This window comes from Streptomyces sp. JH002 (assembly GCF_050916115.1).
GTDB classification, from domain to species: Bacteria; Actinomycetota; Actinomycetes; order Streptomycetales; family Streptomycetaceae; genus Streptomyces; species Streptomyces xiamenensis.
Genome location: NZ_CP087989.1, coordinates 2,103,920 through 2,128,817 on the forward strand (window position 1 = coordinate 2,103,920; position 24,898 = coordinate 2,128,817).

26 protein-coding genes and 1 pseudogene are annotated in these 24,898 nt (G+C 72.2%); 15 read left to right on the forward strand and 12 right to left on the reverse strand.

Features of this window, described 5'->3' with window-relative positions; genetic code table 11:
• Positions 1 to 206: 206 nt before the first annotated feature.
• Entirely contained in the window at positions 207 to 554 is a 348-nt protein-coding gene (locus H7827_RS09135) for an MGMT family protein (RefSeq protein ID WP_316251304.1), read from the reverse strand.
• Between the two features lie 176 nt (positions 555 to 730).
• Between H7827_RS09135 and H7827_RS09140 the strand changes: the two genes are divergently transcribed.
• Entirely contained in the window at positions 731 to 3,589 is a 2,859-nt protein-coding gene (locus H7827_RS09140; protein ID WP_432744056.1) for a flippase-like domain-containing protein, read from the forward strand.
• A 16-nt stretch (positions 3,590 to 3,605) separates the two neighbouring features.
• Here the strand turns inward: H7827_RS09140 and H7827_RS09145 are convergent, their stop codons facing one another.
• A complete protein-coding gene (locus H7827_RS09145; protein WP_432744058.1) occupies positions 3,606 to 4,061 on the reverse strand; it encodes a PaaI family thioesterase in 456 nt (151 codons plus the stop codon).
• Between the two features lie 168 nt (positions 4,062 to 4,229).
• On the opposite strand from H7827_RS09145, the gene H7827_RS09150 reads away from it, so the two are divergent.
• From H7827_RS09150 to H7827_RS09165, 4 genes and pseudogenes are all read left to right on the forward strand, one after another.
• On the forward strand, positions 4,230 to 4,634 hold the full coding sequence (locus tag H7827_RS09150) for a TOBE domain-containing protein (RefSeq protein WP_386537452.1): 405 nt from the start codon (positions 4,230 to 4,232) through the stop codon (positions 4,632 to 4,634).
• Entirely contained in the window at positions 4,631 to 5,398 is a 768-nt protein-coding gene (gene modA / locus H7827_RS09155; protein WP_432744060.1) for a molybdate ABC transporter substrate-binding protein, read from the forward strand. Before H7827_RS09150 ends, modA begins: the two co-directional genes overlap by 4 nt.
• Positions 5,395 to 6,162 (forward strand): annotated as a pseudogene (locus H7827_RS09160) (ABC transporter permease); the annotation flags it as partial. The gene modA and the pseudogene H7827_RS09160, both read left to right, overlap by 4 nt.
• A 144-nt stretch (positions 6,163 to 6,306) precedes the next feature.
• On the forward strand, positions 6,307 to 7,917 hold the full coding sequence (locus tag H7827_RS09165) for an alpha/beta hydrolase (RefSeq protein ID WP_432744062.1): 1,611 nt from the start codon (positions 6,307 to 6,309) through the stop codon (positions 7,915 to 7,917).
• Here H7827_RS09165 and H7827_RS09170 read toward each other — a convergent pair.
• Together H7827_RS09170 and H7827_RS09175 are read right to left on the reverse strand one after the other, a co-directional pair.
• A complete protein-coding gene (locus tag H7827_RS09170) occupies positions 7,869 to 8,723 on the reverse strand; it encodes a hypothetical protein (RefSeq protein WP_432744064.1) in 855 nt (284 codons plus the stop codon). The genes H7827_RS09165 and H7827_RS09170 overlap by 49 nt on opposite strands.
• 164 nt (positions 8,724 to 8,887) lie before the next feature.
• Positions 8,888 to 9,340: an NUDIX domain-containing protein gene (locus tag H7827_RS09175; RefSeq protein ID WP_432744066.1), complete on the reverse strand. Its 453-nt coding sequence runs from the start codon at positions 9,338 to 9,340 to the stop codon at positions 8,888 to 8,890.
• A gap of 182 nt (positions 9,341 to 9,522) precedes the next feature.
• On the opposite strand from H7827_RS09175, the gene H7827_RS09180 reads away from it, so the two are divergent.
• The 3 genes from H7827_RS09180 to H7827_RS09190 are packed head-to-tail and all read left to right on the forward strand — an operon-like array spanning position 9,523 to position 11,130.
• The gene (locus tag H7827_RS09180; RefSeq protein ID WP_200364628.1) at positions 9,523 to 9,777 is read left to right on the forward strand and encodes a hypothetical protein; all 255 of its coding nucleotides are present in this window, start codon (positions 9,523 to 9,525) and stop codon (positions 9,775 to 9,777) included.
• Positions 9,749 to 10,267: a DUF6879 family protein gene (locus H7827_RS09185; protein ID WP_432744068.1), complete on the forward strand. Its 519-nt coding sequence runs from the start codon at positions 9,749 to 9,751 to the stop codon at positions 10,265 to 10,267. Before H7827_RS09180 ends, H7827_RS09185 begins: the two co-directional genes overlap by 29 nt.
• 5 nt (positions 10,268 to 10,272) lie before the next feature.
• Positions 10,273 to 11,130 carry a Scr1 family TA system antitoxin-like transcriptional regulator gene (locus H7827_RS09190; protein WP_432744070.1) on the forward strand — a complete coding sequence of 286 codons (858 nt, stop codon included), beginning with the start codon at positions 10,273 to 10,275 and terminating at the stop codon, positions 11,128 to 11,130.
• On the opposite strand, the gene H7827_RS09195 is transcribed toward H7827_RS09190, so the two are convergent.
• Positions 11,103 to 11,312 carry a DUF397 domain-containing protein gene (locus H7827_RS09195; protein WP_432744072.1) on the reverse strand — a complete coding sequence of 70 codons (210 nt, stop codon included), beginning with the start codon at positions 11,310 to 11,312 and terminating at the stop codon, positions 11,103 to 11,105. The genes H7827_RS09190 and H7827_RS09195 overlap by 28 nt on opposite strands.
• 11 nt (positions 11,313 to 11,323) lie before the next feature.
• Positions 11,324 to 12,211, reverse strand: a complete 888-nt coding sequence (locus H7827_RS09200) for a helix-turn-helix domain-containing protein (RefSeq protein WP_432744074.1) — start codon at positions 12,209 to 12,211, stop codon at positions 11,324 to 11,326.
• Positions 12,212 to 12,360: 149 nt separating this feature from the next.
• Between H7827_RS09200 and H7827_RS09205 the strand changes: the two genes are divergently transcribed.
• Together H7827_RS09205 and H7827_RS09210 are read left to right on the forward strand one after the other, a co-directional pair.
• Positions 12,361 to 12,651: a hypothetical protein gene (locus tag H7827_RS09205; RefSeq protein WP_234389704.1), complete on the forward strand. Its 291-nt coding sequence runs from the start codon at positions 12,361 to 12,363 to the stop codon at positions 12,649 to 12,651.
• A gap of 22 nt (positions 12,652 to 12,673) precedes the next feature.
• The gene (locus H7827_RS09210; RefSeq protein ID WP_432744076.1) at positions 12,674 to 14,248 is read left to right on the forward strand and encodes an alpha/beta hydrolase; all 1,575 of its coding nucleotides are present in this window, start codon (positions 12,674 to 12,676) and stop codon (positions 14,246 to 14,248) included.
• A 61-nt stretch (positions 14,249 to 14,309) separates the two neighbouring features.
• Here the strand turns inward: H7827_RS09210 and moeZ are convergent, their stop codons facing one another.
• The 6 genes from moeZ to H7827_RS09240 all read right to left on the reverse strand — a co-directional run bounded on the left by moeZ (position 14,310) and on the right by H7827_RS09240 (position 21,903).
• Positions 14,310 to 15,488, reverse strand: a complete 1,179-nt coding sequence (gene moeZ / locus H7827_RS09215; protein ID WP_030737285.1) for an adenylyltransferase/sulfurtransferase MoeZ — start codon at positions 15,486 to 15,488, stop codon at positions 14,310 to 14,312.
• A 112-nt stretch (positions 15,489 to 15,600) separates the two neighbouring features.
• Complete coding sequence (locus H7827_RS09220) at positions 15,601 to 16,557, reverse strand: NAD-dependent epimerase/dehydratase family protein (protein ID WP_386537425.1); 957 nt, start codon at positions 16,555 to 16,557, stop codon at positions 15,601 to 15,603.
• 122 nt (positions 16,558 to 16,679) lie between these two features.
• Positions 16,680 to 17,720 carry a hypothetical protein gene (locus tag H7827_RS09225; RefSeq protein ID WP_432744080.1) on the reverse strand — a complete coding sequence of 347 codons (1,041 nt, stop codon included), beginning with the start codon at positions 17,718 to 17,720 and terminating at the stop codon, positions 16,680 to 16,682.
• The gene (locus H7827_RS09230) at positions 17,717 to 19,513 is read right to left on the reverse strand and encodes a DUF3492 domain-containing protein (protein ID WP_432744082.1); all 1,797 of its coding nucleotides are present in this window, start codon (positions 19,511 to 19,513) and stop codon (positions 17,717 to 17,719) included. Before H7827_RS09230 ends, H7827_RS09225 begins: the two co-directional genes overlap by 4 nt.
• Before the next feature lie 162 nt (positions 19,514 to 19,675).
• Positions 19,676 to 20,839: a DUF3152 domain-containing protein gene (locus H7827_RS09235; protein WP_432744084.1), complete on the reverse strand. Its 1,164-nt coding sequence runs from the start codon at positions 20,837 to 20,839 to the stop codon at positions 19,676 to 19,678.
• 8 nt (positions 20,840 to 20,847) lie between these two features.
• Positions 20,848 to 21,903, reverse strand: a complete 1,056-nt coding sequence (locus H7827_RS09240; protein ID WP_432744087.1) for an alpha/beta fold hydrolase — start codon at positions 21,901 to 21,903, stop codon at positions 20,848 to 20,850.
• A 112-nt stretch (positions 21,904 to 22,015) separates the two neighbouring features.
• Between H7827_RS09240 and H7827_RS09245 the strand changes: the two genes are divergently transcribed.
• The 5 genes from H7827_RS09245 (at position 22,016) to H7827_RS09265 (ending at position 24,835) form a co-directional block, all read left to right on the forward strand.
• Positions 22,016 to 22,279 carry a hypothetical protein gene (locus tag H7827_RS09245; protein WP_386537410.1) on the forward strand — a complete coding sequence of 88 codons (264 nt, stop codon included), beginning with the start codon at positions 22,016 to 22,018 and terminating at the stop codon, positions 22,277 to 22,279.
• Positions 22,280 to 22,422: 143 nt separating this feature from the next.
• Entirely contained in the window at positions 22,423 to 23,067 is a 645-nt protein-coding gene (locus H7827_RS09250; RefSeq protein ID WP_200364646.1) for a TetR/AcrR family transcriptional regulator, read from the forward strand.
• 123 nt (positions 23,068 to 23,190) lie between these two features.
• Complete coding sequence (locus H7827_RS09255; protein ID WP_030737309.1) at positions 23,191 to 23,418, forward strand: DUF3107 domain-containing protein; 228 nt, start codon at positions 23,191 to 23,193, stop codon at positions 23,416 to 23,418.
• Positions 23,419 to 23,540: 122 nt separating this feature from the next.
• Entirely contained in the window at positions 23,541 to 23,819 is a 279-nt protein-coding gene (locus H7827_RS09260; RefSeq protein WP_046724711.1) for a hypothetical protein, read from the forward strand.
• Between the two features lie 20 nt (positions 23,820 to 23,839).
• Entirely contained in the window at positions 23,840 to 24,835 is a 996-nt protein-coding gene (locus H7827_RS09265) for a DMT family transporter (protein ID WP_432744090.1), read from the forward strand.
• Positions 24,836 to 24,898: the final 63 nt, after the last annotated feature.

Below are 24,898 nucleotides of genomic sequence, written 5' to 3' on the forward strand. Positions count from 1 at the left end.
GGATCGGGCGGCGGAGCGATGGGGAAGACGCTACGCCAGTGGGCGCGGTGCGCGCAGGGGAACCCCACGCCGCGCGACGGCGCGCGCCACGGGCGTACGGAGTGCCGCACGGTCCGTGAGGTCCCCCGTACGGACGGCACCGGGCATACCGCCGGCGGCTTTGATGACGGAAGCTGGTGCCTGTGACCCGCCTGCCCGTACAGCCCTCAGCGTGTTTCGCGCGGACCGTCCTCCCGCGGCGTCCAGCGGGCCGCGGCCATGTCCAGGCGCGGTACGCCGGCGCCGTCGTACCGCAGCGGGGTGCCCTCGGTGCGGTAGTGCTCCAGCGCCCGCTTCTCGTGGCCGGGCAGCAGCCGCCCGTCGGCGCGCACCACGCGCCACCACGGGGCGGCGCCGCCGTACAGGGCCATCGCCCGGCCGACCTGGCGGGGGCCGCCGGAGCCGAGCACGCCGGCGATGTCGCCGTACGTCATCACGCGGCCCGGCGGGACGCGTTCGGCGGCGGTGAGCACCCGGTCGGCGTAGTCCGGAAGGCGGTGGGCGGGGCTGGTCATGGCGCCCATGGTGCCGTATGTCACGGACAGTCCCCGGCCGGGCGTCACTCGTGCCACTATCGTCACAGTGACGAGGACCGAGGAAACGGCCAGTGATACGGGGCGAAGAAGAGGCGGAACGGCTGCCGTCGGAGCAGGCGCCGGGAGCTGACCAGGGGGAAGGGTCGCACGACGCCATGAGTGGCCTGAACGGACAGTCACCGGCGCCCGCGCTGCGGCAGCCCCCGAAGAGCGGCAAGCGAGCGAAGGCGGCCCGGCGGGCGAACACGGAGCGGCGCCGGGAGGCCAAGCGGCAGGCGTCCCCGGCGGACGGGCCGCCGGCGGCCACGCGCACCGCGCCGCAGGCACCGCACGCGCCCACCGGCGCGCCCGCGGCAGCGGCACGGGCACCGGCCGCACACGCGTCGGCACCGGCGGCGGCACCCGCGCCGGCCCCGCCCTCCGACCGCCTGGAGATCGACGAGCCGATCCTCGCCGCCCGCGTCCACCGCCCCGGCGACCTCATCCGCTCCCTGCTCGGCCTGCTCGGCATCGCCCTCGTCCTGCTCACCGCGACGTTCGCGGTGGGCACCACCGCGGGCATCGAGAAGGACATCAACGACAGCGCGGTCGGCGCCCCGCCGCTCCTCATCTCCTTCGCCGGCTTCGCCTCCTCCATCGCCGTCCTCATCGTCCCGGTCGCCTTCGCCGTCGAGCGGCTGATCCGCCGCGACGGCCTGCGCATCGCGGACGGGGTGCTCGCCGCCGTCCTGGCACACGGCGTGTCCCTGTCCTTCAGCCTGTGGGTGGCCCGGGTCGCCCCCGAATCCATCCAGGACGCCCTCACCCGCGACGCGCCGGCCGGGGCCGGCCTCACCGACCCCGTGCACGGCTACCTCGCCCCCGTCATCGCCTACGCCACCGCCGTCGGCATGACCCACCGCCCCCGCTGGCGGCTGATCATGGGCGCGGTGCTCGTCCTGGACGCGGTGTCCGTGCTGGTCGCCGGGTACACCACGCTCTTCTCCATCCTGGTCACCGTCCTCATCGGCTGGACCATCGCGTACGGCACGCTCTACGCGGTGGGCACCCCCAACGTGCGTCCCACCGGCCAGCAACTCCTGGCCGGACTGCGCAACGTCGGCTTCCGCCCGGTCAGCGCGCTGCGCACCGAGGAGGCGGTGGGCGCGGGGGCCACCGGGAACGGCGACAACGACAATGACAGCGACCGGGGACAGCTCACCCGCCGCTATCGCGTCACCCTGGAGGCGGGGCCACCGCTGGACATCACCGTGGTGGACCGCGCCCAGCAGGCCCAGGGCTTCTTCTACCGCGCCTGGCGCCGGCTGACCGTCCGGGGCATCACCCAGCGCCGCAGCCTGCCCTCGCTGCGGCAGGCGCTGGAGCAGGAGGCGCTGCTCGCGTACGCGGCGATCGCCGCCGGCGCCAACGCCCCGAAGCTGATCGCCACCTCCGAGCTGGGCCCGGACGCCGTGATGCTGGTGTACGAGCACATCGGCGGCCGTTCGCTGGAGTCGGTGCCCTCCGACGAGATCACCGACGACCTGATGGAGGCGTCCTGGCAGCAGGTCGTCGCACTCCAGTCGCGGCGCATCGCGCACCGCCGACTGGACGGTCACTCGCTACTGGTGGGGCGCGCCGGCGAGGTCTACCTGACGAACCTGCGCGGCGGGGAGATCGCGGCCGGCGACATCCCGTTGCGGATGGACGTCGCCCAGTTGCTGACGACCTTCGGCCTGCGCGTCGGCGCCGAGCGGGCGGTGGCCTCGGCCGTCTCCGTACTCGGCCCGGACGCGGTGGCCGACAGCCTCCCCATGCTGCAGCCGATCGCGCTGTCCCGCACCACCCGCACCACGCTGCGCCAGCTGAGCAAGGAGCGTTCGGCGCGCGAACGGCAGGCCGTGCTCGACGCGGTCCGCACCTACCGGGAGGCGCGCGGCGCGCTGCCCGAGGACGCCGACCGCAAGACCGTCAAGGCCGCCAAGCAGGCCGAGAAGCAGGTCATGGAGCAGGCGCTGGAGAACTCCAAGGAGACCGACCTGCTGTCGCTGATCCGGCAGGAGGTGCTGCTGGTACGGCCCGAGGCCGCCATAGAGCCGGCCCGGATGGAACGGGTCCGGCCCCGCACCCTGGTGTCGCTGATCGCCGCCGCCTTCGCCGGCTACTTCCTCATCACCCAGCTGGCCGAGCTGAAGGTGGACACGGTCATCAACAACGCCAACTGGTGGTGGGTGATAGCGGCTGCCTGCTTCTCGGCGCTGACGTACTTCGCGGCGGCCGTGAGCCTGCTGGGCTTCGTCCCGGAGAAGGTGCGCTATCTGCGGACCGTGGTGGCGCAGGTGGCCGGCTCGTTCGTGAAGCTGGTGGCGCCCGCCGCGATCGGCGGGGTGGCGCTGAACACCCGCTATCTGCAACGTCAGGGGCTGCGCCCCGGGCACGCGGTGGCCAGTGTCGGGGCGTCCCAGCTGTTCGGTCTGGGCAGCCACGTCACCTTGCTGCTGACCTTCGGCTATCTGACCGGCACCGAGCACACCACGAATCTCTCTTCGCCTTCCCGTACGGTGATCGCGGGGCTGCTGACGGCGGCGGTGCTGGTGCTGATAGTGACCGCGATCCCAGCGCTGCGCAAAGCCATCTCGGAGCGGGTGCAGACCCTGTTCGCCGGTGTCGTCCCGCGCATGCTGGACGTGGTGCAGCAGCCGAAGAAGCTGCTCAGCGGCATCGGCGGGATGCTGCTGATGACGATGGCCTTCGTGCTGTGCCTGGACGCCTCGCTGCAGGCGTTCGGGGTGGAGCTGAGCTATCCGACGGTGGCGGTCATCTTCCTGGCGGGCAACGCGCTGGGCTCGGCCGCCCCGACACCGGGTGGTATCGGTGCGGTCGAGCTGGCGCTGACCGGTGCGCTGGCGGCGTTCCGGGTTCCGACCGACTCCGCGCTGGCGGCCGTCCTGCTCTTCCGCCTGATGACGTTCTGGCTGCCGGTGCTGCCGGGCTGGCTGGCGTTCACGCACCTGACCCGTAAAGAGGCGATCTGACCGAGCTGACCGGGACTCAGTCCCCGGGGCGCAGCACCATGCAGGTGGTGGTGGCGTGTGCGATCAGCTTGCCGCGCTCGTCAAGGACCTGGCCCTCGGCGGTGGCGGTGCGGCGCCCGGCGTGCAGGACGCTGCCGTGCGCGGTGAGGGTCTGGCCATCGGTGCGTCCGGCCCGGATGTAGTTGACCTTGAGTTCCAGGGTCGTGTACGTGACACCGGCCGGCAGCGTGGAGTGCACGGCGCAGGCCATCACGCTGTCCAGCAGGGTGGCCGCGATGCCGCCGTGCAGGGTGCCCAGGGGGTTGGCGAAGTCCGGGCGGGTGTCGAGGGAGACGACGACCCGGCCGTGCTCGACCTCGTCGAAGCGCATGCCGAGGAGCCGCCCGATGTGCGGCAGGTCGGTGGGCTGTTCGCGCTGCACCCAGCGCATCAGGTCGAGCCCTGACAGGGTGGCGAGGTCGATGGTGGACACGGGCTCTCCTCGGGTGGGTGGCACGGACGGGAAACTACCCGCCGGTAACGTACGGCGCCGATCGCCCGGCCGACAAGTCCCCGCCGCTTCCCCGCCGCACCGCGGTTGCGATCCTATGGCCCAGCCCGACCTTGCCCATGCCAACCCATTCGGCCTAACGTGCCGCACATGCGTTCTTATACGATCGGCCGGGCCGCCCGGCTGCTCGGGGTCAGCCCCGACACCGTCCGCCGCTGGGCGGACGCCGGCCGGCTGCCGACCCGCCGCGACGAGGCCGGCAAACGGCTGATCGAGGGCCCCGACCTGGCGGCGTTCGCGGTGACGCTGGCCACCGAGGGCGCGGACGGCGACGGCGCGGACGAGCCGTACAGCAGCACCCGCAACGCCTTCCCCGGCATCATCACCGCCGTCAAGCTCGGCGATGTCGCCGCCCAGGTGGACATCCAGGCCGGACCGCACCGGCTGGTCTCCCTGCTCACCCGGGAGGCCGTCGAGGAACTCGGCCTCGCCGTGGGCATGGAGGCCACCGCCCGGGTCAAGGCGACCAACGTCCACATCGACCGGGGGGAATGACCGTGAAGAAGATCCGGCCGCTGGCCGGCGCGGCCCTGTCCGCCGTGCTCCTGGCCGGCTGCGGCAGCGGCGACGCCGACAGTGCGAACGGCACCGGCGACACCAGCCTGACCGTCCTGGCCGCCGCCTCCCTCACCGACGTCTTCACCGAGGCCGCCGACCGCTTCGCGCGGGAACACGAGGGCGTCACCGTGGAGTTCTCCTTCGCCGGCTCCCAGGAGCTCGCCGCCCAGATCCGGCAGGGCGTCCCCGCCGACGCCGTGGTCACCGCCGACACCACCACCATGGAATCGGTCGCCGAGGAGACCGGCGAACCCGCCGTCATCGCCCGCAACGAACTCGTCATCGTCACCCCGCCCGGCAACCCCGCCGGTGTCGAGGACCTCACCGACCTCGCCCAGGACGGCCTGCGCCTGGTGCTGGCCGCCCCCGAGGTCCCGGCCGGCCGCTACGGCGAGGAGATCCTGGACCGCGCGGGCGTGAACGTCACCCCCGTCTCCCAGGAACCGAACGTCCGCGCCGTCCTCGGCAAGGTCCGGCTCGGCGAGGCCGACGCCGGACTCGTCTACGCCACCGACGCCGCCTCGGCGGGCGAGGACGTGCTCACCTTCCCCATCCCCGCCGAGCAGAACGTCATCGCCGCCTACCCCGCCGCCGTGCTCAACACCTCGGAACACCCCGACGAGGCCGCCGCCTTCATCGCCTGGCTCGGCACGGAACCGGCCCGCGAACTGCTCACGGCGGCCGGCTTTCTCACCCCGTGAACAAGCGCGCGGTACCCCTGACCCTGCTCATCCCGGCCCTGCTGGCGGTGGCCTTCCTGCTGATCCCACTCCTGGGGATCATCGCGAGCGCACCGTGGTCGGGCCTCACCGAACGCCTCACCGACCCCGCCGTCCTCCAGGCGCTGCGGCTGTCCCTGGTGGTGTCGCTGTGGGCACTGGTCATCTCGCTGCTGCTGGGCGTCCCGCTCGCCTGGCTGCTGGCCCGGGTACCGCTGCCCGGCAAGCCGCTCATCCGCTCCCTGGTGCTGCTGCCCATGGTCCTGCCGCCCACCGTGGCGGGCGTGGCCCTGCTCCAGGGCTTCGGACGGCGCGGCCTGCTCGGCGACCGGCTCGCATCGGTGGGCGTCACCCTCCCCTTCAGCACGGCGGGCGCGGTGGTGGCGGCGGCCTTCGTCGCCATGCCGTTCCTGGTCATCAGCCTGGAGGGGGCACTCACCGGCATCGACCCGCTCTACGAGGAGGCCGCCGCCACCATGGGTGCCGGAACGCTGCGCACGCTGTGGCTGGTGACGCTCCCCATGGCGCGGCCGGCCCTGGTGGCCGGCGCGGCGCTGGCCTGGGCGCGGGCGCTGGGCGAGTTCGGCGCGACCATCACCTTCGCCGGGAACCTGCCGGGCACCACCCAGACCCTTCCGCTCCAGGTCTACCTGCTGCTCCAGAACGACCCAGCGGGCGCGACCGCCCTGTCCCTGCTGCTGCTCGTGGTGGCGGCGACGATCCTGTTCGCGCTGCGCGGCCGCTGGCTGCCGGTGGGCGGCGGGGGCGGCAGCCGCTGAGGGTCACCCACATGCGCCCCACCACATGCGGGTGGGGCGGGCGGCGCCGGAAGATGGGCGTCCCTGCCGGGCGGTATCCGGGAGGGACGCCGACCCGATGGGAGCCGTCCGATGATGCGTGTCCGCCTGGCAGCCGTCCTCACCACGCTGGCGGTGCTGCCGGCGGCGGGCTGCTCCGCCGGCGGCAGCCCCGAACGGGTCGCGGACACCACCACCCCACCCCCCTCGGGCAGCCCCGTCCCCACCGACAGCCTCCCCGACTCCCTCACCGCCCAGAAACTGGAGTGGTCGGAGTGCAAGACGCCCGACTCCTCCCAGGGCGACAGCGGCGGCTCACCCTCCCCGCTGCCGGACGGCGCGCCCTGGGAGTGCACCACGATGAAGGCCCCCCTCAACTACGCGGACCCGGAGGGCGACACCCTCGACCTCGCCCTGATCCGCGCCCGCAGCACCGGGGGCGAGGGGGAACGCATCGGCTCCCTCCTCTTCAACTTCGGCGGTCCCGGCGGCTCCGGCGTCGTCACCCTGCCGGCCTTCGGCAGCGACTACACCGAACTCGCCAAGCGCTACGACCTGGTGAGCTTCGACCCGCGCGGCGTCGGGGACAGCGACGGCCTGGTGTGCATGAGCGACAAACAGCTCGACGACTACTTCGCCGCCGACCCGGTGCCTTCCGGCGAGGCGGAGGAGCGGGACTACACCAACCGGCTGCGCGCCTTCGACAACGCCTGCGAGGCCGCCGCGGGACCGCTGCTCCCCCACCTCACCACCGTGAACACGGCCCGCGACATGGACCTCATGCGCCAGGTACTCGGCGACAACAAGCTGCACTACTTCGGGATCTCGTACGGCACGCAGCTTGGCGGCGTGTACGCGCACCTCTTCCCGCAGCGGGTGGGCCGGGCGGCCCTGGACGCCGTGGTGGACCCGACGGCGGACGCGCGCGAGGGCGCCCTGGCGCAGACGAAGGGCTTCCAGCAGGCCCTCACCACCTACATGGAGAGCTGCGCCCAGAGCGAGAACTGCCCGCTGGGCAGCACCCCGCAGGAGGGCGAACAGAAACTGCGGGACTTCCTGGAGAACCTCAGGTCCCACCCGCTGCCCACCCAGGACCCGGACGGCCGGCCGCTCACCGAATCACTGGCCTGGGGCGGGATCGCCCAGTCGCTGTACTCCGAGGACTTCTGGCCCTTCCTCACCCAGGGCCTGGAGGAGGCGATGGCCTCCGAGAACCCGGACGGCACCATCCTGCTGACCCTCGGCGACTCGATGAACGGCCGCAACCAGAACGGCACCTACTCCACCCTCCAGTCCTCCCTGGTGGCGATCAACTGCGCCGACACCGACCAGCGTTACGACGTGGCCGACGTCCGCGACGCGCTCCCCGAATTCACCGACGCCTCCCCGGTCTTCGGCCCCGGCATGGCCTGGTCCCTGCTCAGCTGCACCGACTGGCCCGTGACCGGAACCCAGTCGCACCCGGACGTCAGCACCACGACGGACGCGACGCTCCTGCTGATCGGCACCACCGGCGACCCGGCCACCCCGTACGCGGGCACCCAGAACATGAAGGAGGCCCTGGGCAAGGACAAGGCGGTGGAACTCACCTACGAGGGTGAGGGCCACGGCGCCTACAACAGCGGTGACACCTGCGTGAAGGACACCGTGAACGCCTACCTCCTGGACGGCGACGTCCCCACGGACGGCAAGACCTGCCCCTGAAGCCGCCGCCCACCCGCCCGGAACAACGCCCGAAACGCCCCGCTCCCATGCCGGGCGTCGAGCCACTCCCCCACGACGGACCGCCGCCCCCGGACCATGCCACGCAGGATGAGGCCGTGCAGGGTGTCGGCCTCGCCCGCGCCGATCTGCCGCAGGAACCCGCGATAGGGAATGCCGACCTGCCGCTCGTAGCCAGTCATCGCCCCGGCGTACCGGCCTTCCGGGGCGCTCCCCGTCACCGGCCGGCCGGTGATGTCACCGAAGGCGACCCGGTCCAGCCGACGGTCCGGACCGGGCTCCGCGACACCACACCCCTCGGCGGCCCAGTGGGCGATGCCCCGGGCCTCCTGATCGGTGGCACCCTCCATGACGATGCCGAGGTTCCGGGTGGAGATGCACCCCGGCCGGTCCGGAGCGGAGTAGGTACGCCCCTGCCGGTCCCGCCCGTTGATCCCGTACCGCGTGCGTATGATCTGGCCGTCCCACAGGCGGTACTCGCGATAAGTGCCATAGTGCAGACAGTCGTGGGCGTACGAGCGCAGCAGATCCAGCGCCACCAACTCCGGTGCCGCCATCACCGCTGATGCGAGGTCCCCGTAGCGGGTGATGACGGCGCCCATCTGGCGGTGCCGATATCCCTGGTCGGGGTAGTGAAAGCCCCCGAACGCCTTCGGAAGCGTGGACCGTACGCCCACCCACACCCGGTCGATCGGCAGCAGGCCGGTCAGGCCCAGTTCCCGGTACCGGATGCAGAGCCGGGCCACGCCCGTACGGAAGATCTCCCATCCGGCCCCATCGTCGTCCATGCTGTCCAGTACCCAGGGCAACAGCGAGAACGTGAGATCGGGATGCGCCCGGTCCAAACCGGCACACGACCGGTGGGCGGCGAGGCGGGCCGCCAGTACGGCGCGCTCCTCCGGGGTGCCGACGAGATGTTCGTTGGGGGCGAGGTACGAGGTCGCCCAGGGAGTCAGACGCGTTCGGACAGGATCAGGAGCCGGTGCGACTCCTGGAGTCCCGTGGGGAGTTCGGTCGGCGAGAACCATGTCGCCTCCAGGATTTCGAACGAGTCGGTCGTGACCGCGCCGCCGATGAGCTGGGCCTCGTAGGCCACTTCCACCCGCAGCTTGTAGCCGCTCTTGAGACGCACGAGCTGATGGACGCGGACGGTCAGCCCGGTCTCCTCCCGCACCTCGCGGACGATGGTCTCCTCGAAGGTCTCCGACTTGTTGGCGTATCCGGTCGGAAGCCCCCACTGCCGTCCCTCCGGCCACATCCGGTGCTTCAGCAGCAACACCCGGCCCGCGTCGTCCCGGACGACCCCGGTGACCCCGACCATGAACTTCGCGTGCCACAACCACAACACCCGCCACTGGAGCGGGCCTCGGATGATCCGCCACAGGCGGGCGATCAGCTTCTTCATAGGGAGATCCCTTCGGGGAGTCTGATCGAGATCAGGCTAGGAGCAGGGGCGTCGCGCTGTCCGCTGACTTGCAGATGCTTGCAGATCAATTGGAGCGTCGAATGCGCCCTTGACAACAGAAATACCAGTACAGGACGGTAGTGCAAGTCACAGCAAGGCACTCCACACCTCAGGAGGCTGCTATGAAAGTGAAGTTCATCGGCATCGACCCCGAGTCGGACGACGGACACTCCCCCACTGTCTGGACCGACAGTGACAGCCAGGAACTCTTGATTCAGGGCTACATCGTGAGCGGCCCGGCGAAGGACGCCTGCGAGAAGGCCAGCCCGGCCCTCGGCGCGGCGCCCGACAATGAGATGATCATCCGCATTCCGGCCCGCATGGTGCCGGCGCTCAGGGAGGCTTGTGATGTCATCGAGCGTTCCGCCGTTCGGTGAACTGCTGGACAACTCCAAGCGGTCGGCTATCCATCTGGAAACACGCGACACCTACTACGGCAATCCCAGATTCGAGGAGTGGCGGGAGGGACACCGGGTTGACTGGGAAGACCGTGGATCTTGGTGGAGGGAATTCCATCAGCAGATCGCGGACGCTACAGCTCGGGGCGTGGTCGTACGACGCGCTCGGGTGGTGTCGGAGCCGGTGACGGAATACATCCGCTGGGAGCACTACGTCACCCACGCCAACATCGCAGCCGGCGAAGACGTGCGCTGGCTCCCCCGTCGTCAGGCCAGCGGCCTCAGCCTGCCGGGCAACGACTTCTGGGTCTTCGACGACCACACCGCCCGCATCCACCACTTCTCCGGTGACGGGGACATCGTGGAGGACGAAGTGACCCACGATCCGGCACTGATCGCCCACTGCATCGCCGGCTTCGAGCAGGTGTGGCAGCACGCGATCCCCCACGAGGCATACGCCATACGCTGACCCACATGCCTCTCCCCCCGACATCCAGTGCACAGCGCGCCCGCGAGGCCCTCGCCTCGCGGCTGCGTGAGCTGCGCCTGGATGCCGGGATCAGCGGCCGGGCACTCGCCCAGCGATGTGGTTGGAGTGAATCGAAGTCCTCTCGGATCGAAAACACGAAGACCACGCCGTCCGACGCCGACATCCGGGCCTGGTGCGAGGCGTGCCGTGCGCCGGAACAGGCCACTGACCTCATCGAGGCCAACCGCCGCGCCGACTCCCTCTATGTGCAATGGCGCCGCGTACAGCGGACGGGCATGCGCCGTTTGCAGGAGTCCTCGGTACCGCTCTACCAGCGAACGCGGACCTTCCGCGCCTACTGCTCCAACGTCGTACCGGGTTTCCTTCAGACGACGGGGTATGCCACGTCTTTGCTGGGCAGCATCACGTCATTCCGGGATGTCCCGAACGACGCGGCAGAGGCAGCGGCGGCCCGCGTCCGCCGCTCCGCCGTCATCCACGAAGACGCCCGTCGATGTGCGCTGTTGGTGGAGGAAACGGTCCTCCGCTATCGGATCGGCGACCAGGAGACCATGGCCGCCCAGCTCGGCCATCTGCTGACTGCCATGGCCTTTCCCTCTGTTTCCCTCGGCATCATCCCCACCTCGGCCGAACGGCAGAATGAGGTCTGGCCGCTGGAGACCTTCACCGTCTTCGACAACACCCTGGTCAAGGTCGAACTCCTCTCCGCCGCTGTCAACGTCACCGAACGTTCGGAGATCGACCTCTACCTCAAGGCGTTCCAGGGCCTGTCGGAGCTGGCCGTGTACGGGGCACCCGCCCGCGCCCTCATCGTTCAGGCGCTGGAGGCGCTGGAACGGTGAGGCCCCGGGCGCCGAACGGCAAGCAGCAAGCCGCGCAAGCGGGCTGGGGTGGTGGTCAGTTCCACCTCAGGGCTGGCGCTCTCCCGTATCCGCGTCGAACCCGTCGGATCCGCAGCCAGTTCTATGCAGTTCTCGGTCCCAGGCTCGCTGAAACTCGACTTCAGCCACACGAGATCTGGCATGCTGAGCCCTCCTAGAGCAAGGGATAAAGGAGTGCCTGGATCAGCCCCAGGGAGTCCTTGAGCGTGTGGGCCTCCGGCCGCACGTCCGCATCGACCGGAGGCAGCGCTGACATCCGCAGACTACCGAACAGCCGGTGATAGCGATCCAATGCCTCCGCGTCCGCGAGGTACAACGACTCCTCGATATGGGGAACGTAGACCGTGCTGAGTTCCCGCACGCGTGGAGCGGCCAACGTGAAGGCGCTCCCGAAGGGCACAGGCCCGGCGAAGGGCAGCACCTGAACGGTCACGCGCGGGGATCGTGACGCCTCGATCAGATGAAGGAGTTGCCCGCGCATCAGCTCCCGGCCGACGCCGAATGACATGTGGAGAGCCGCCTCATGGATGATCGCGTGGAGGCGAGGACCGTCGCTGCCGAGGAGGATGCGCTGTCGCTGGACCTTGAACTCCACACCGAGTTCGGCCTCTTCCCGGGTGACCTTCGCGTGTCCGCCGCGATAGCTGGCCAAGGCATACTCGGGAGTCTGGAGCAGCCCCGGAATGAAGGTGGGTTCGTAGGTCAGCAACGTCTCGGCTGACGCCTCCAGTTCGGCGAAGTCCAGGAAGGCCGGGCGCAAGCGGTCGCGGTACTCACTCCACCAGCCCTTGCCCGTCGCGTTGCCGAGGTCGATCAGCGCATCCACGAACGGTTGATCTTTCAACCCTGCTGCGTCCGCGAGGCGGCGCAGTCGATCCGCCGAGAGACCCGTACGTCCAGACTCGATACCGCTCAACTGCGACTGCTTCATCGCCATCAACGCAGCGGCCTCGCCGGAGCTGAGGCCCGCCCGCAGGCGCAGCTTCTTGACTTCCGCACCGAACCGGCGATGCCGGTAGCCGGGGTTGGCTCGCAGACCCATCGCGCCTCGTTGCCCCTCGCTCTCAGCGGTCAAACCTTCACCGCATGGAACCTACACCTTCGAGAACAAGGCTTGGAAATTTCAAACCCTCACCGTACGGTGAGTGTGGCGTCCATCACTCAACGCCCAGCAGCCCATGGAGGTTTCTCATGTCCGTTCCCGATGTCTCGCCCGAGGAGTACGAGGAAGGCGTCCACGCCCTGGTCGTCGAGAATGCTCCGCGTCGGTTCGCGATCGTGCAGGAGTACTGGGTCGGGGGCCAGCGCGACGCCCATGTCGCCGCATGGGGGTTGCGGTTCGACGACGAGCAGGTGCGCATCCACGGTGAGGAGCGGGAGGCGTACAAGGTGTTCCCCACCGCCGAGACCGCGGCCACCTTCGTCTCCCGGGTCACCGAGGACTCCACACGAGTCGTGTGGGTGGATTCCGCCGCCAGGTAGCCTCCCCCGGGGAGGTGGTCCTGTGCGGCGTGTTGTCGGGGTGGTGGCGGTGGGGTGCGTGCTGCTCGGGGGATGTACCGCCGGGCCGGTGGCGGACGACGGCGGGCCGATACCCGGCGTCAACCAGCCCTCGCCCGCCCAGCAGGACCCCGAGGGGCCGGAGTTGCCCGATGCCCTCACCCGGCAGGTGCTCGCCTGGGACGACTGCCCGGCTCCCACCGCCGCGCAGGGCGCGGGCCCCGCGCCGGGGGCGCTCGCCGACGGTGCGCCGTGGGAGTGCTCCGAGTTGACGGTGCCGCTCGACTACGCCGCGCCGGACGGCGAGACCCTGGGCATCGCGCTGATCCGGGTGGCGGCCGTGGAGGGGGCGGAGCGGATCGGGTCCCTGGTGTTCAACTTCGGCGGGCCGGGCGGGTCCGGGGTCGCCACGCTGCCCCGGGTGGCCGGCGGGTACGACACGCTGCGGCAGGGGTTCGACCTGGTCAGCTTCGACCCCCGCGGGGTGGGGGCGAGTTCGTCCGTGGTGTGCCGGGACGGCGCCGGCATCGACGCCGCGGAGCAGGCCGATCCGGGGGTGCCGCGCGACCGCCGGGAGGGCGAGGAACTGGCCGCCAGGGTCCGGGAGCTCGCCGCCGACTGCGAGGCCGCGGCCGGCGCGCTCCTGCCCCAGCTGCGCACCGTCGACGCCGCCCGGGATCTGGATCTGCTGCGCCAGGTGCTCGGCGACTCCCAACTGCACTACTACGGTGTCTCCTACGGCACCAAGCTCGGCGCCGTGTACGCGCATCTGTATCCCGGGCGGGTCGGGCGTACGGTCCTGGACGCCGTCGTGGACCCGACCCGGGACGTGGTGCGGCGGGCGCTGCTCCAGACCGAGGGGTTCCAGCTCGCGCTCGGCAACTACCTCGCGGCCTGCGGGCCCGGCGGCGACTGCCCCTCCCAGGAGGAGATCGCCGCCCTGCTCGACCGGCTGCGGGAGCAGCCGCTGCCGGCCGCGGGGCCGCGGCGTCTCACCCAGTCCCTGGCCTTCACCGGCGTCATGTCCGCGCTGTACTCGGAGGGTTCCTGGCCCTTTCTCACCCGCGCGCTGCGGCAGGCCCTGGACGAGGGGAACGGGGCGCTGCTGCTGGCCGCCGCCGAGCAGTACAACGGGCGCGGCGGTGACGGCGCGTACCGTAATCTGCACGCCGCCAACCGGGCGGTGAACTGCGCCGACTTCGCCTCCCGGCCCACGGTGGGCGACGTGCTCGGCCACATGGCGGAGTTCGAGGAGGCCTCGCCCGTCTTCGGCCCGTACTTCGCCTGGGGGCTGCTGTCCTGCGCGGGCTGGCCGGTCACCGGGGAGCGCGATCAGCCCCAGGTGCGTGCCGAGGGCGCCCGGCCGATCCTCCTGCTGGCCACCACCGGCGATCCGGCGACCCCGTACGCGGGTGCCGAGCGGATGCGGGAGGCGCTGGGCCCGGGGGTCGGGGTGCTGCTGACCTACGAGGGCGAGGGGCACGGGGCGTACGGGTCCGGCGACGCCTGTGTCAGCGCCGCCGTGCACGCCCATCTGCTGGCCGGGGCCACACCGCAGGACGGGGCCGGGTGCCCGTGAGCACCCGGCCCCGCTCGCCGTACCCCGCCGGGAGTGCCGTGTCGTCCCTTCGGGAGTGCCGTCAGTAGACGGGCTTCTCCGGCTCGATCTGGTTCACCCAGCCGATCACGCCGCCGCCCACGTGCACGGCGTCCGCGAACCCGGCGTTCTTCAGGACCGCCAGCACTTCCGCACTGCGGACACCCGTCTTGCAGTGCAGGACGATCCGCCGGTCCTGCGGCAGGTCCCCGAGGGCGCTGCCCATCAGGAACTCGTTCTTCGGGATCAGCCGCGCGCCCGGGATGGACACGATCTCGTACTCGTTCTGCTCACGGACATCGATGATCTCGATCTTCTCGTCCGCGTCGATCCAGTCCTTCAGCTGCCGGGGCGTGATCGTCGAGTCCTTCGCCGCCGCCTGCGCCTCGTCCGAGACGACCCCGCAGAACGCCTCGTAGTCGATCAGCTCGGTCACCGTCGGGTTCTCGCCGCACACCGCGCAGTCCGGGTCCTTGCGGACCTTGACCTGCCGGTAGGTCATCTCCAGGGCGTCGTAGATCATCAGCCGCCCGACCAGCGGGTCGCCCGTACCGGTCAGCACCTTGATCGCCTCGGTCACCTGGATGGAGCCGATGGACGCGCACAGCACGCCCAGCACGCCGCCCTCGGCGCACGAGGGGACCATGCCCGGCGGCGGCGGCTCGGGGTACAGGCAGCGGTAGCAGGGACCGTGCTCGGACCAGAAGACCGACGCCTGTCCGTCGAAGCGGTAGATGGAGCCCCACACGTACGGCTTGCCGAGCAGCACGCACGCGTCGTTCACGAGGTAGCGGGTGGCGAAGTTGTCCGTGCCGTCGACGATCAGGTCGTACTGGCTGAACAGCTCCATCACGTTGGAGGAGTCGAGGCGCTCGTCGTGGATGTTGACCTGGACGTACGGGTTGATGCCCTGCACCGTCTCCATGGCCGAGACGGCCTTGGGACGGCCGATGTCCGCCTGGCTATGGATGATCTGCCGCTGGAGGTTCGACTCGTCGACCTCGTCGAACTCGACGATGCCGAGGGTGCCGACACCCGCCGCCGCCAGGTACATCAGCGCGGGCGAGCCGAGGCCGCCGGCCCCCACCGCGAGCACCTTGGCGTTCTTCAGCCGTTTCTGCCCCGCCATCCCCACATCCGGGATGATCAGATGGCGGGAGTACCTGCGGACCTCGTCGACGGTGAGCTCGGCGGCCGGCTCGACCAGGGGTGGCAGCGACACGGGGACTCCGATGGTCATAGGGACAGACGTTCTGCGTACAACAGTGCCACGGTGCCGGGCATTCCGAGACGGGCGTCCTGGTACGTGAGACGCCCGTCCCGGAACCGCTTTCCTACAGGCGGCAGGCGGCCTCCATCCAGATGTCGGCGAGTGATTCCTCCAGGCCGATCCGGGCCCGCCAGCCGAGCCGGTCGCGGGCGGTGCGCACATCCGCCTGCTGCCAGGCCCCGCACCCGTCGGGGTACGGGCCGGGCTGCGGCGGCGGCGCCGGCAGGGCCGCCGACTCGGGGCCGCGCTGCGCGGGCGGGCCCAGCGGCGCGTCCAGTTCGTGCAGCGCGCCGCCGTACCCGGAGATCCGGGCCAGCGCCGTGGCCGCCTCGCGCAGCCGTACCGCGTGGCCGGTACCGATGTTGACGACGCCCTGCGCCGCCGAGAGCGTCGCGGCGTGCACGGCGCGCGCGACATCGCGGACGTCCACGAAGTCCCGCTGGACGCCGAGCCCGGTCAGCTTCAGCTCGTTGTCGCCGTGCTGCATCGCGCGCCGAAGCGAGTCCGCGAGCCGGCCGAGCGGCGAACCCGCCGGGGTGCCGGGCCCGGTCGGCGAGAACACCCGCAGCACGATCGCGTCCAGACCCGAGCCGAGGACGAGTTCGGTGGCGGCGAGCTTGCTGACACCGTACGGGCCGCCCGGGCGGGCCAGGGCGTCCTCGGCGATCGAGGAACCGGGCTGGGAGGGCCCGTACTCGGCCGCGCAGCCGATGTGCACCAGCCGCGAGCGGCAGCTGCTGCGCCGCACCGCCTCGCACAGGGTGGCGGTGGCCACCGTGTTCTGCCGGGTCAGCTCACTGGCGGTGCCCCGGATCGCGCCGGCGCAGTTGATGACGACGCCCGGGTGCACGGCGTCCAGGAAGCGGGTCAGGGCTCCGGGACTGCCGGTGGCGAGGTCGAACCGCACGTCGGCCTCGTCGCCGCGGCCCAGCGCGGTGAGGTGGACGGCGGGGTCGGCGAGGAGCCGTTCGGCGACGAAGCGGCCGACGTAGCCGCTGGCGCCCAGCAGGAGGACTCTCATCGGCTCGTCTCCCCTGCGGTGAGGTGACGGGTGAGGGGGCGTGTGGTCATGGGGGAGATTGCTCCTCTTGCTTCCGCGGGTGCGTGGGGTCGGGGGGATGAGCGGGACGTACGGGCCGGCCGTCAGTGGTGCGTGCGTGGTCGCGGCGGCCGGCCCCGGGGGTGGGGGTGATCGTGGTGATGGGCGGAGGCCGCCACCAGCGCCCGGCCGGCCGGGATGAGCAGCAGGGCCGCCGTCGCGCCGCTGGCGGCGGCGTGCAGGAGGGCCTCGGCCGGCGGGGCCGTGACGGCGAGCAGCAGATGAACGGCGCAGGCCGCCAGCGGCCCGGCCGCCGCCGCACGGTGGAAGCCGTGCGCGGCCAGCAGGACGGACAGGAACAGCAGCACGCCCAGCGCGAGGCTCTGCCCGGTGACCGTCCAGGTGGTCGCCGCCGGGGGAAGCAGCGGCCACAGGGCGGCCCGCAGAGCGGCCAGGCAGAGGGTGAACAGCAGCAGCGCCGCGCCGAGCAGGTGCCGCACCGCGGCGGCGAACTCCTTCAGGCTGCGGCTGGCCGCCAGCCGGCGCCGGGCGCGGGCCGCGAACCAGTCGCGGCACCACACCGCCGGGGCGACCGCGGCCACCGGCGGCAGCAGCGCGCCGGGGCCCGCCCGGTGCCACAGCAGGGCCAGCAGGGGCAGGACGCACAGCGCGGCGATCCGGGGCCTGCCGCGCCCGTAGAGCAGGAAGCCGGCTGCCAGTACGGCGGCCGCGGTGAGCGCGGCCTGGGCCCTGGCGTCCGCCACCACCACACCCGCCGAGACCAGCGCGGCGGGGAACAGCGGCAACAGCGGACGGACGGGGCCGCCCGGGGCGTGCGCCCTCGTGCGGCGCGGGGGCCGGAAGGGCTCGGCCGGCCGGGCCGCGTCACGGTGACGGCGGTGGCGGGACCGGCGGGGAGGGAGGCCGGGGGCGGGGCCCTGGGGATGTTCCCCGGGGCGTGGGGTTCGCGCATACAGCTCCTCTGCCAGGGAGAACACGTCGCGGTGCCGGAACCGGGCGGCCCCGGCGTCGGTCAGGCCGAACGCCTCCAGCGCGGCGGCGATCTCCAGTGGGTCGGTGGCGTGCTCGCACAGTTCGCGGTGGCGGTGCAGCAGCACCCGTACGGGGTCGGCCGGGGCGGTCACGCGGGATCACCGGGGCCCTGGCCGGGACCGGGGCGGTGGCCGGGGCCCCGCTCGGTCATGGCGCCCAGGGCCGGTATGGCCCAGCCGGGCGGTGCGGCCGGGACCGGCGCGGCGAGATGGCTCTCGGCGGGGCGGGCGAACGGGACGTCCGGGTCGGCGGCCGGCTCGGCGACGGAACGGCGCACCGGACCGGTCGAGATCATTTCCAGATAGATCTGATCGAATGCCGCCACGTTCCGCTCAATGGTGAACAGCTCCAGGGCGCGGGCCCGCGCCGCGGCCCCCAGTCGCGCCCTGCGCGCCGGGTCACGCAACAGCGCGACACACGCGTCCGCCAGCGCACGCGGGTTGTGCGGTGGCACCACCAGTCCGGTGCCCCCGATCACCTCGCACACCGAGCCCACCTCGGTGCACACCGCCACCCGCCCGCTGAACATCGCCTCGATGAGCGGAACGGGAAAGCCCTCCACCGAGCTGGAGAGGACGAACACGCTCCCGGCGGCGTACGCGGCGGCCGGTGTCGGCAGCTCGGGGCCGCCGGTCTCCTCGAAGGAGACGGGGCTGACGCCCGCCGCGTACGGATCGGGCGACTCGGCGGGGAACAGCTGGGCCGCCATCGCGCGGCAGTGCGCCAGATACCCCGCGTCCCCCGGCGCCGCGCTCACGATCCGCAGTCGCGCCGCGGGCTCGGCCCGGCGCACCTCGGCGAACGCGTGCAGCAGCCCCACCAGGTCCTTGGCGGGCGCGACCCGGCCCACCCACACCAGGGTCGGCGCCGGTGCGGGCTCGCGCTCCGGTGTGCCGCGGCGCGCCGCCCGCTCGGCCTCGCCCTCCCCCACCTTCAGGAACGGCCGGGCGTCCAGGCCCGGGTAGACGGTGCGCAGCCGGTCCCGGTCGGCGCCGCAGCGCTCCTGCCACCGCCGCACATGGGTGTTGCCGGGGGTGATCAGGGTGGCCCGGGCGTACGCCTCGCGGGCCAGCCGGGCCTGGAAGGACGTCAGCAGGGCGCGTACGGGGGCGCCCGCCGCCGTGGGCGGCACCGCGTGGGCGGCGCGCGCGGCGCTCGCCGCACTGCTCAGATAGTGCTCGCGCAACCGCACCCCGTACTCGGTGATCAGCAGCGGAGTATCGAAGAAGTGCCGCGCCAGCAGGCCGGGCAGGGCCGCGGGGCCGCCGCCCACCGCGTGGCACAGATCGATGGCCGCGAGTCCCTCGTCGCCGTCCGCGCCCGAGCCGTACCAGTCGAGCGAGAGCGGACGCAGCGCCCGCTCCAGCCGCTCGGTGACCGCCAGCAGATCCGGCACCTGCGCGGCGTGCACCGCGCGCGGCGCCCCCGCCGCCCGGCACGCCGCCTCCAGGACGCGTACCGCCTCCTCCGAGCGCAGCCAGCCGCTCAGCCCGCCAAACTCGACGGCGGTGCCCGCCATGCCGTACAGCCCGGCGGCGAAACGGTCCGCCTGCCCGCTCGGCAGCCGGTCGGGGCCCGGCTCGCCCCAGCACAGCGCCGCGGTCAGCTCGGCGAAGTGCTCGGCGTACCGGCGCCCCAGCCGGCGCGAGGGCCGCCCGCCCGCGCCGTTGCCGCGCGGGGGCTGGCCCCAGAGCGGGGCGGTGCGCACCTGCCGTACGTTCGGCGACAGTTCGCGCCACGGCCCGGAACTCTGGCTCCTGCTGCGGCTGAGCGCGCAGATCTCGAACTCGTGGGTGGCCAGTCCGCGCAGCAACTGGTCGCACCAGACCACGGATTCGCCCTGTGCGAAGGGGTAACCACCCTCGGTCAGCAGTGCGATACGCACCGGCGCACCTCCCCTGGATGCCTGGGACTCGGTTGGACATCAGCGGGAAGACGGTATGTCCGGATGAGCCAGGCACGACGGACGGTTGTCCGCCACACCACCAGAAGGGGTGAAGAAACGTGACTTTGGAAGGAGTTCAGTCGTTAAGGCGCGGAGCCCGGGTCAGTTTTCCGGGTGCGGCCACGGATTGGGCTGGCAGGTCAGCCCGTTCGTCCAGGTCAGGAACTTCGTCTGCTGCATCATCACCGGGGCGGGCGCCCCCTCGGCGGTACAGCCCACATGGCCGTAGCCGATCCGGTGCCCCACCTCGTGGTTGATCAGCATCTGCCGGTACGCGTGCATGTCGTCGCCGTAGGTCTCGGCGCCCTGGGCCCAGCGCCAGGCGTTGATCATCACCCGCTCGGTGCTGGCCGAGTCGCAGGAGACATTGGTCTGCCGGATGTCCAGCCCCGACTTGTCGCACCACTCGGCGGTCGTGCCGGGCGAGGCGAGGGTGATCACGAAGTCGTAGTCGCCCGAGGAGACCCGGGCGAAGGAGCGCTCCCCGTTGTTGCCCCAGCTGCGCTGGTCGTTGAGGGTGCGGTGCACCGCCTGCGCGAACAGTTCGGGGTCCAGCCCGATGTCCGCCTCCACGTCCACCCGGTAGCGCAGCACGGTCATCGCGTCGGGATCGGCGGCCGGGTCGCTGCCGCTGACCGGCACCAGTTCACCGTCGCCCGCCAGATCGGGGTCGAGCGGGAAGCGGGTGTCCATGAGTTCGTCGTACGTCGGCCCGGGATCCGGCTCGGGGGCCTCCCCGGCCTCGCCCTCCGGCACCGAGCGCGCCCCCTCGTCGTCCCCCGGCGGCAGGTCCTGCTGCCCCAGATGCGGGCGCCGGTCGGCCGCGTCGCCGTTCGCCGACGACACCCCGCCGTGCATCTCCCCGGCGACGACCACCGTCATCACGACCGCCACCGCGGCGGCCGCGGTCCCGGTGACCGTACGGCCCCAGCCGCCGCGCCGCGCCGCCCGCCCGCGGGCCGCGCGGTGCCGTCTGCGGCCCGGCCGCGGCTCCGGCGTACGGTGCCCGGTCTCCGCCCCGGGCTCCGGCTCCGTCCCTGGCCCCCGGTCCCGGCCGGCCTGCTCCTCCGCGTCCGCCGCCCCGGTGGATGCCCCGGTGGACGCCCCGTCCTCCGGCTCACCGCGGCGCGGCCCGGGGACCGGCAGCGGCTGCCCGTACTGCTCGTCGCTGAAGGCGTCGACGTACTCCTGCCGCGGCGTGCCGCCGCTCGCGTCCCGTCCCACCCGGTGCGGGGACGCGGATCCTGCGGCGTCATGGCGCTTCATGCGGCTCCTCAGTGGTGGCCGTCTTCGTGATCGGTGGTCCCGGTTTCGGCCAGCAGTTCCCGGAAGACATCCGCCACCACGTCCGGGAACTCCATCATGGCCACGTGTCCTGCCTCCGGCAGCAGCACGAACCGGGCGTCGGGGAAGGTCTGCTCCGCACGCCGCGCCGAGCGTACCGACACCAGCTTGTCCCGGCCCCCGTACACCAGCAGCGTGGGCGCCAGTACCCGCTCCGCCTGCTTCCACAGCGACTGCTGCCCGCCCAGCGTATAGGCGTTGACCAGGCCCCGCGCGCTGCGGCTGAGTGACTCCCAGAAGTACGGCAGGGCCTGCCGCCGCTCGAACTCGGCCGCCGCCGCGGCGAGTTCCTCGGGGGCGATGCGCTGCGGATCGCCGTACGTCAGGGCCAGGACATCCCTGGCCCGGTTCGCCGGCGGCAGATCGCGCGCCAGCCTGCGCAACAGGTGCGCCACGCCGGGGGCGGCCAGCAGCGCGGTGGGCAACGCGGTGCGCGGCACCCGCACTTCGGGCAGCGCGGGAGAGATGAGGGTGAGCGTCCGCACCAGGTCGGGGCGGAGCGCGGCGACCCGGGTGGCGACCGCGCCACCGAGGGACTGGCCCACCAGATGCACCGGGCCGCGCCCGCCGGCCGCCACCGCCCGGATGACGGCCCGGGTGTGCGCGTACAGCGAGTAGTCGCCGTCGGCGGCCGGCGGTGAGGCGCCGTGCCCCGGCAGGTCGACGGCCAGCGGGGCGACATCGCCGCCGACCCGGGCCATCACCGCGGACCAGTTGCGCGAGGAGCCGCCCAGGCCGTGGACGAAGAGGGCGGGTTCGAGCCCCTCCCTCTCCGGTACGCGGCCACGCAGGGCCAGGGTGATGCCGCCCACCGGCCCGGGACCGGGCGCCGGGAGTTCGAGGAACCCCGAGGTCTCACCGTCGCGCAGTTCCATGGAGACATCGGTGCCCCGCTCCGGCGGCCAGGGCGCGGGGGAGGACGGTGACGCCGTCGGGGACGACGGGTCCGAAGTGTTCCGTGCCCGGGGCTCTTCGGTGGATGGCATGGCGCAATATTACGAGTCCGCATCGTGGACCCTCGCGGGCCCCGTTCGCCATCGCCGCGTCCGGCTCCTACGCTGGAAGACACCCAACCGGTCCTCCGGGAGGTGGAGCGCCATGACTGCTGATCCACGGGAGCCCGAAGGGCTCGACGAGTTCCTCGCGCACGAGGCGGAACAGGACGAGGACGAGGCCTACGGGCGCGGGCGCGGTTCCGAGGACCCTGAGGCCCCGGAGGCGGACGCCGTCGAACAGCGCCTCGAACTGCTCCAGCGCCGTGACTCCCCGCTCACCGGGCGTCACCATGACGAGGTGGACCCGGCCGACGAGGCCGAGCAGGCGCGGGTGGTGGATCCTGGTGACGAGGAGTACCGGTCCTGACCGGGCCGGACGGACCGGGTGTCCACCCAGTGAAATCCTGCGCTGAGAGTACGCGGCGGCCGTGGCCCCGAACGTACGATGGCGAGTCGGACCCGGTCGACGCGATCGGACGGGACGACATCGACCACTCACCGGGAGGCGGCGTGAGCGCCATCGAGCACACAGAGGCTCGGCCCCGCGGCACCCGCCTGCCGCGCAGGGCCCGTCGCAACCAGTTGCTGGGCGCGGCCCAGGAGGTGTTCGTCGCCCAGGGTTACCACGCCGCGGCGATGGACGACATCGCCGACCGCGCCGGCGTGAGCAAGCCGGTCCTGTACCAGCACTTCCCGGGCAAGCTCGATCTGTATCTGGCACTCCTCGATCAGCACTGCGAGGCGCTGCTGCGCTCGGTACGCCAGGCCCTGGCCTCCACCCACGACAACAAGGCGCGGGTGGCCGCCACCATGAACGCCTACTTCGACTACGTCGAGCACGAGGGCGGCGCGTTCCGGCTGGTCTTCGAGTCGGACCTCACCAACGAGCCGCAGGTGCGCGAGCGGGTGGACCAGGTCTCCCTCGACTGCGCGAAGCTGGTCGGCGCCGTGATCGCGGAGGACACCGACCTGCCCGAGGAGGAGTCCATGCTGCTGGCGGTGAGCCTGTGCGGGATGGCACAGGTCACGGCCAGGCACTGGCTCAGCTCCGGGCAGCCGGTGCCGCGCGAGGTGGCGAAGTCGCTGATCGGCGCCCTGGCCTGGCGCGGTATCGCGGGCTTCCCGATGCAGGGCGACGCGGCCCCTGTTCGCTGAGGGCGTGGCCCACCGCGGACCGGGCACGAGAGCGCCCGGATAACCTGTGCAGGGTACGTACCACGTACACGGCGCGGGCCATCGCGCACGTCAGCACGTCAGTGACCAGCGGAGGGACAAGCCGTGGAGATCAAGATCGGCGTTCAGCACACGCCGCGCGAGATCGCTCTCGAAAGCGGGCAGTCTGCCAAGGAAGTGGAGACCGCGGTTGCCGAGGCGCTCTCCGGCGAGAGCAAGCTCCTGAGCCTGACCGATGAGCACGGGCGCAAAATCCTGGTCCCCGCCGACCGGATCGCGTACGTGGAGATCGGCGAGCCGGCGGTGCGCCGGGTGGGCTTCGGAGCCCTGTGACGCTCCCCCGGCACACGCGCTCGGTGAGCATGCGGTGAACGCACGCTGAACAGCGGAAACGGCGGCCCGGTGAACTCCTGGGCCGCCGTTTCGCCGTTCCCCGCCGGTGGTAGGAGGCGGGTGTGATCGTGCTGACACTGCTGTCGATGATGGTCGGGCTCGCGGTCGCGGGAGCGGCCACCGGCCGCCGCCCGCGCGCGGACTTCCCGCACCGTGCGCTGACCCTGGCCACCGGCGCGGTGGCGGGACTGGTGGGCTGGGGGATCGTGCACGCGGTGCTGGGCCCCGGCGCCCCGCTGGCGACGCTCGCCGGCGCGGCGACCGTCTCCGCCGTTCTCGTCTCCCTGCTGGCCCGTCCGCGCACCCGTCCACTTCCCGGACCGTCAGCACCAACGCTGTAGTCGGCACTTACAGTGGGGGAATGCCCGCCTCCGGTACGCGCGCCACCGCCGGCGCTCCCCCCACCCGCCCCGTCCCGGCGGCTCCCGGCGGCACCGGCCTGGCCACCGCTCCGCGCCTCGACATCGCCCTGCTGGCCCTCGCCGTCCTCGGCATCGGCCTGTCCGGCCCGCTGATCACCGCCATCGCCGCGCCCGCCCTGGCCATCGCCTTCTGGCGCAACGCCCTGGCCACCGCCGCGCTCGTCCCCGCCGTCCTGCTGCGCCCCGCGCTCCGCCGCGAACTGCGCCGCACCTGGGGGCACCTCCCGGCCGAAGGCTGGGGGAACCGCACCCTCGTTCTCTCGGCCCTGGCCGGAGCCGTCCTGGCCGCGCACTTCGCCCTGTGGCTGCCCAGCCTCGGCATGACCTCGGTCGCCTCCTCCGTCGCGCTGGTCACCACCACCCCCATCTGGACCATCCTGCTGTTGCGGCTGCGCGGCCACCGCCCGCCGGCCGCCGTGTGGCTGGGCGTGTGCGTCGCCTTCACCGGCGCGCTGCTGCTGACCGGCGTGGATCTGACCATCTCCGCCCGCGCGCTGGCCGGCGACGCCCTCGCCCTGGCCGGCGGCATGGCCGGAGCCGTGTACGTCCTGATCGGCGCGGAGGTACGACGTACCACCAGCACCACCGCGTACACCTTCCTGTGCTACTCCACCACCGCCGCCCTGCTGCTGCCCGTGTGCCTGATCGCCGGCGCCGGTCTCGGCGGGTACTCGGGCGAGACCTGGCTGAAACTGCTGCTGCTGACCGCGACCGCCCAACTGCTCGGCCACTCCCTCATGAACCGCGTGGTCCGCGGCCTGGGCCCCTCCGTGACCTCCACCGCGATCCTGCTGGAGGCGCCCATCGCGGCGCTGATCGCCGCCGTCTGGCTGAGCCAGCGCCCGGAACCGGCCGCCTACCCGGCGCTCGCGATGATCCTCGCCGGCCTGGCCCTGGTCATCCGGGCCGAGAACGGCCGCGCCCCGGTCACCTAGGTCCTGTCCGGGCGGTCTTCGAGGATCAGCCCGCGGCTCCCCAGCCTTCGGCCGGGGGTGCCC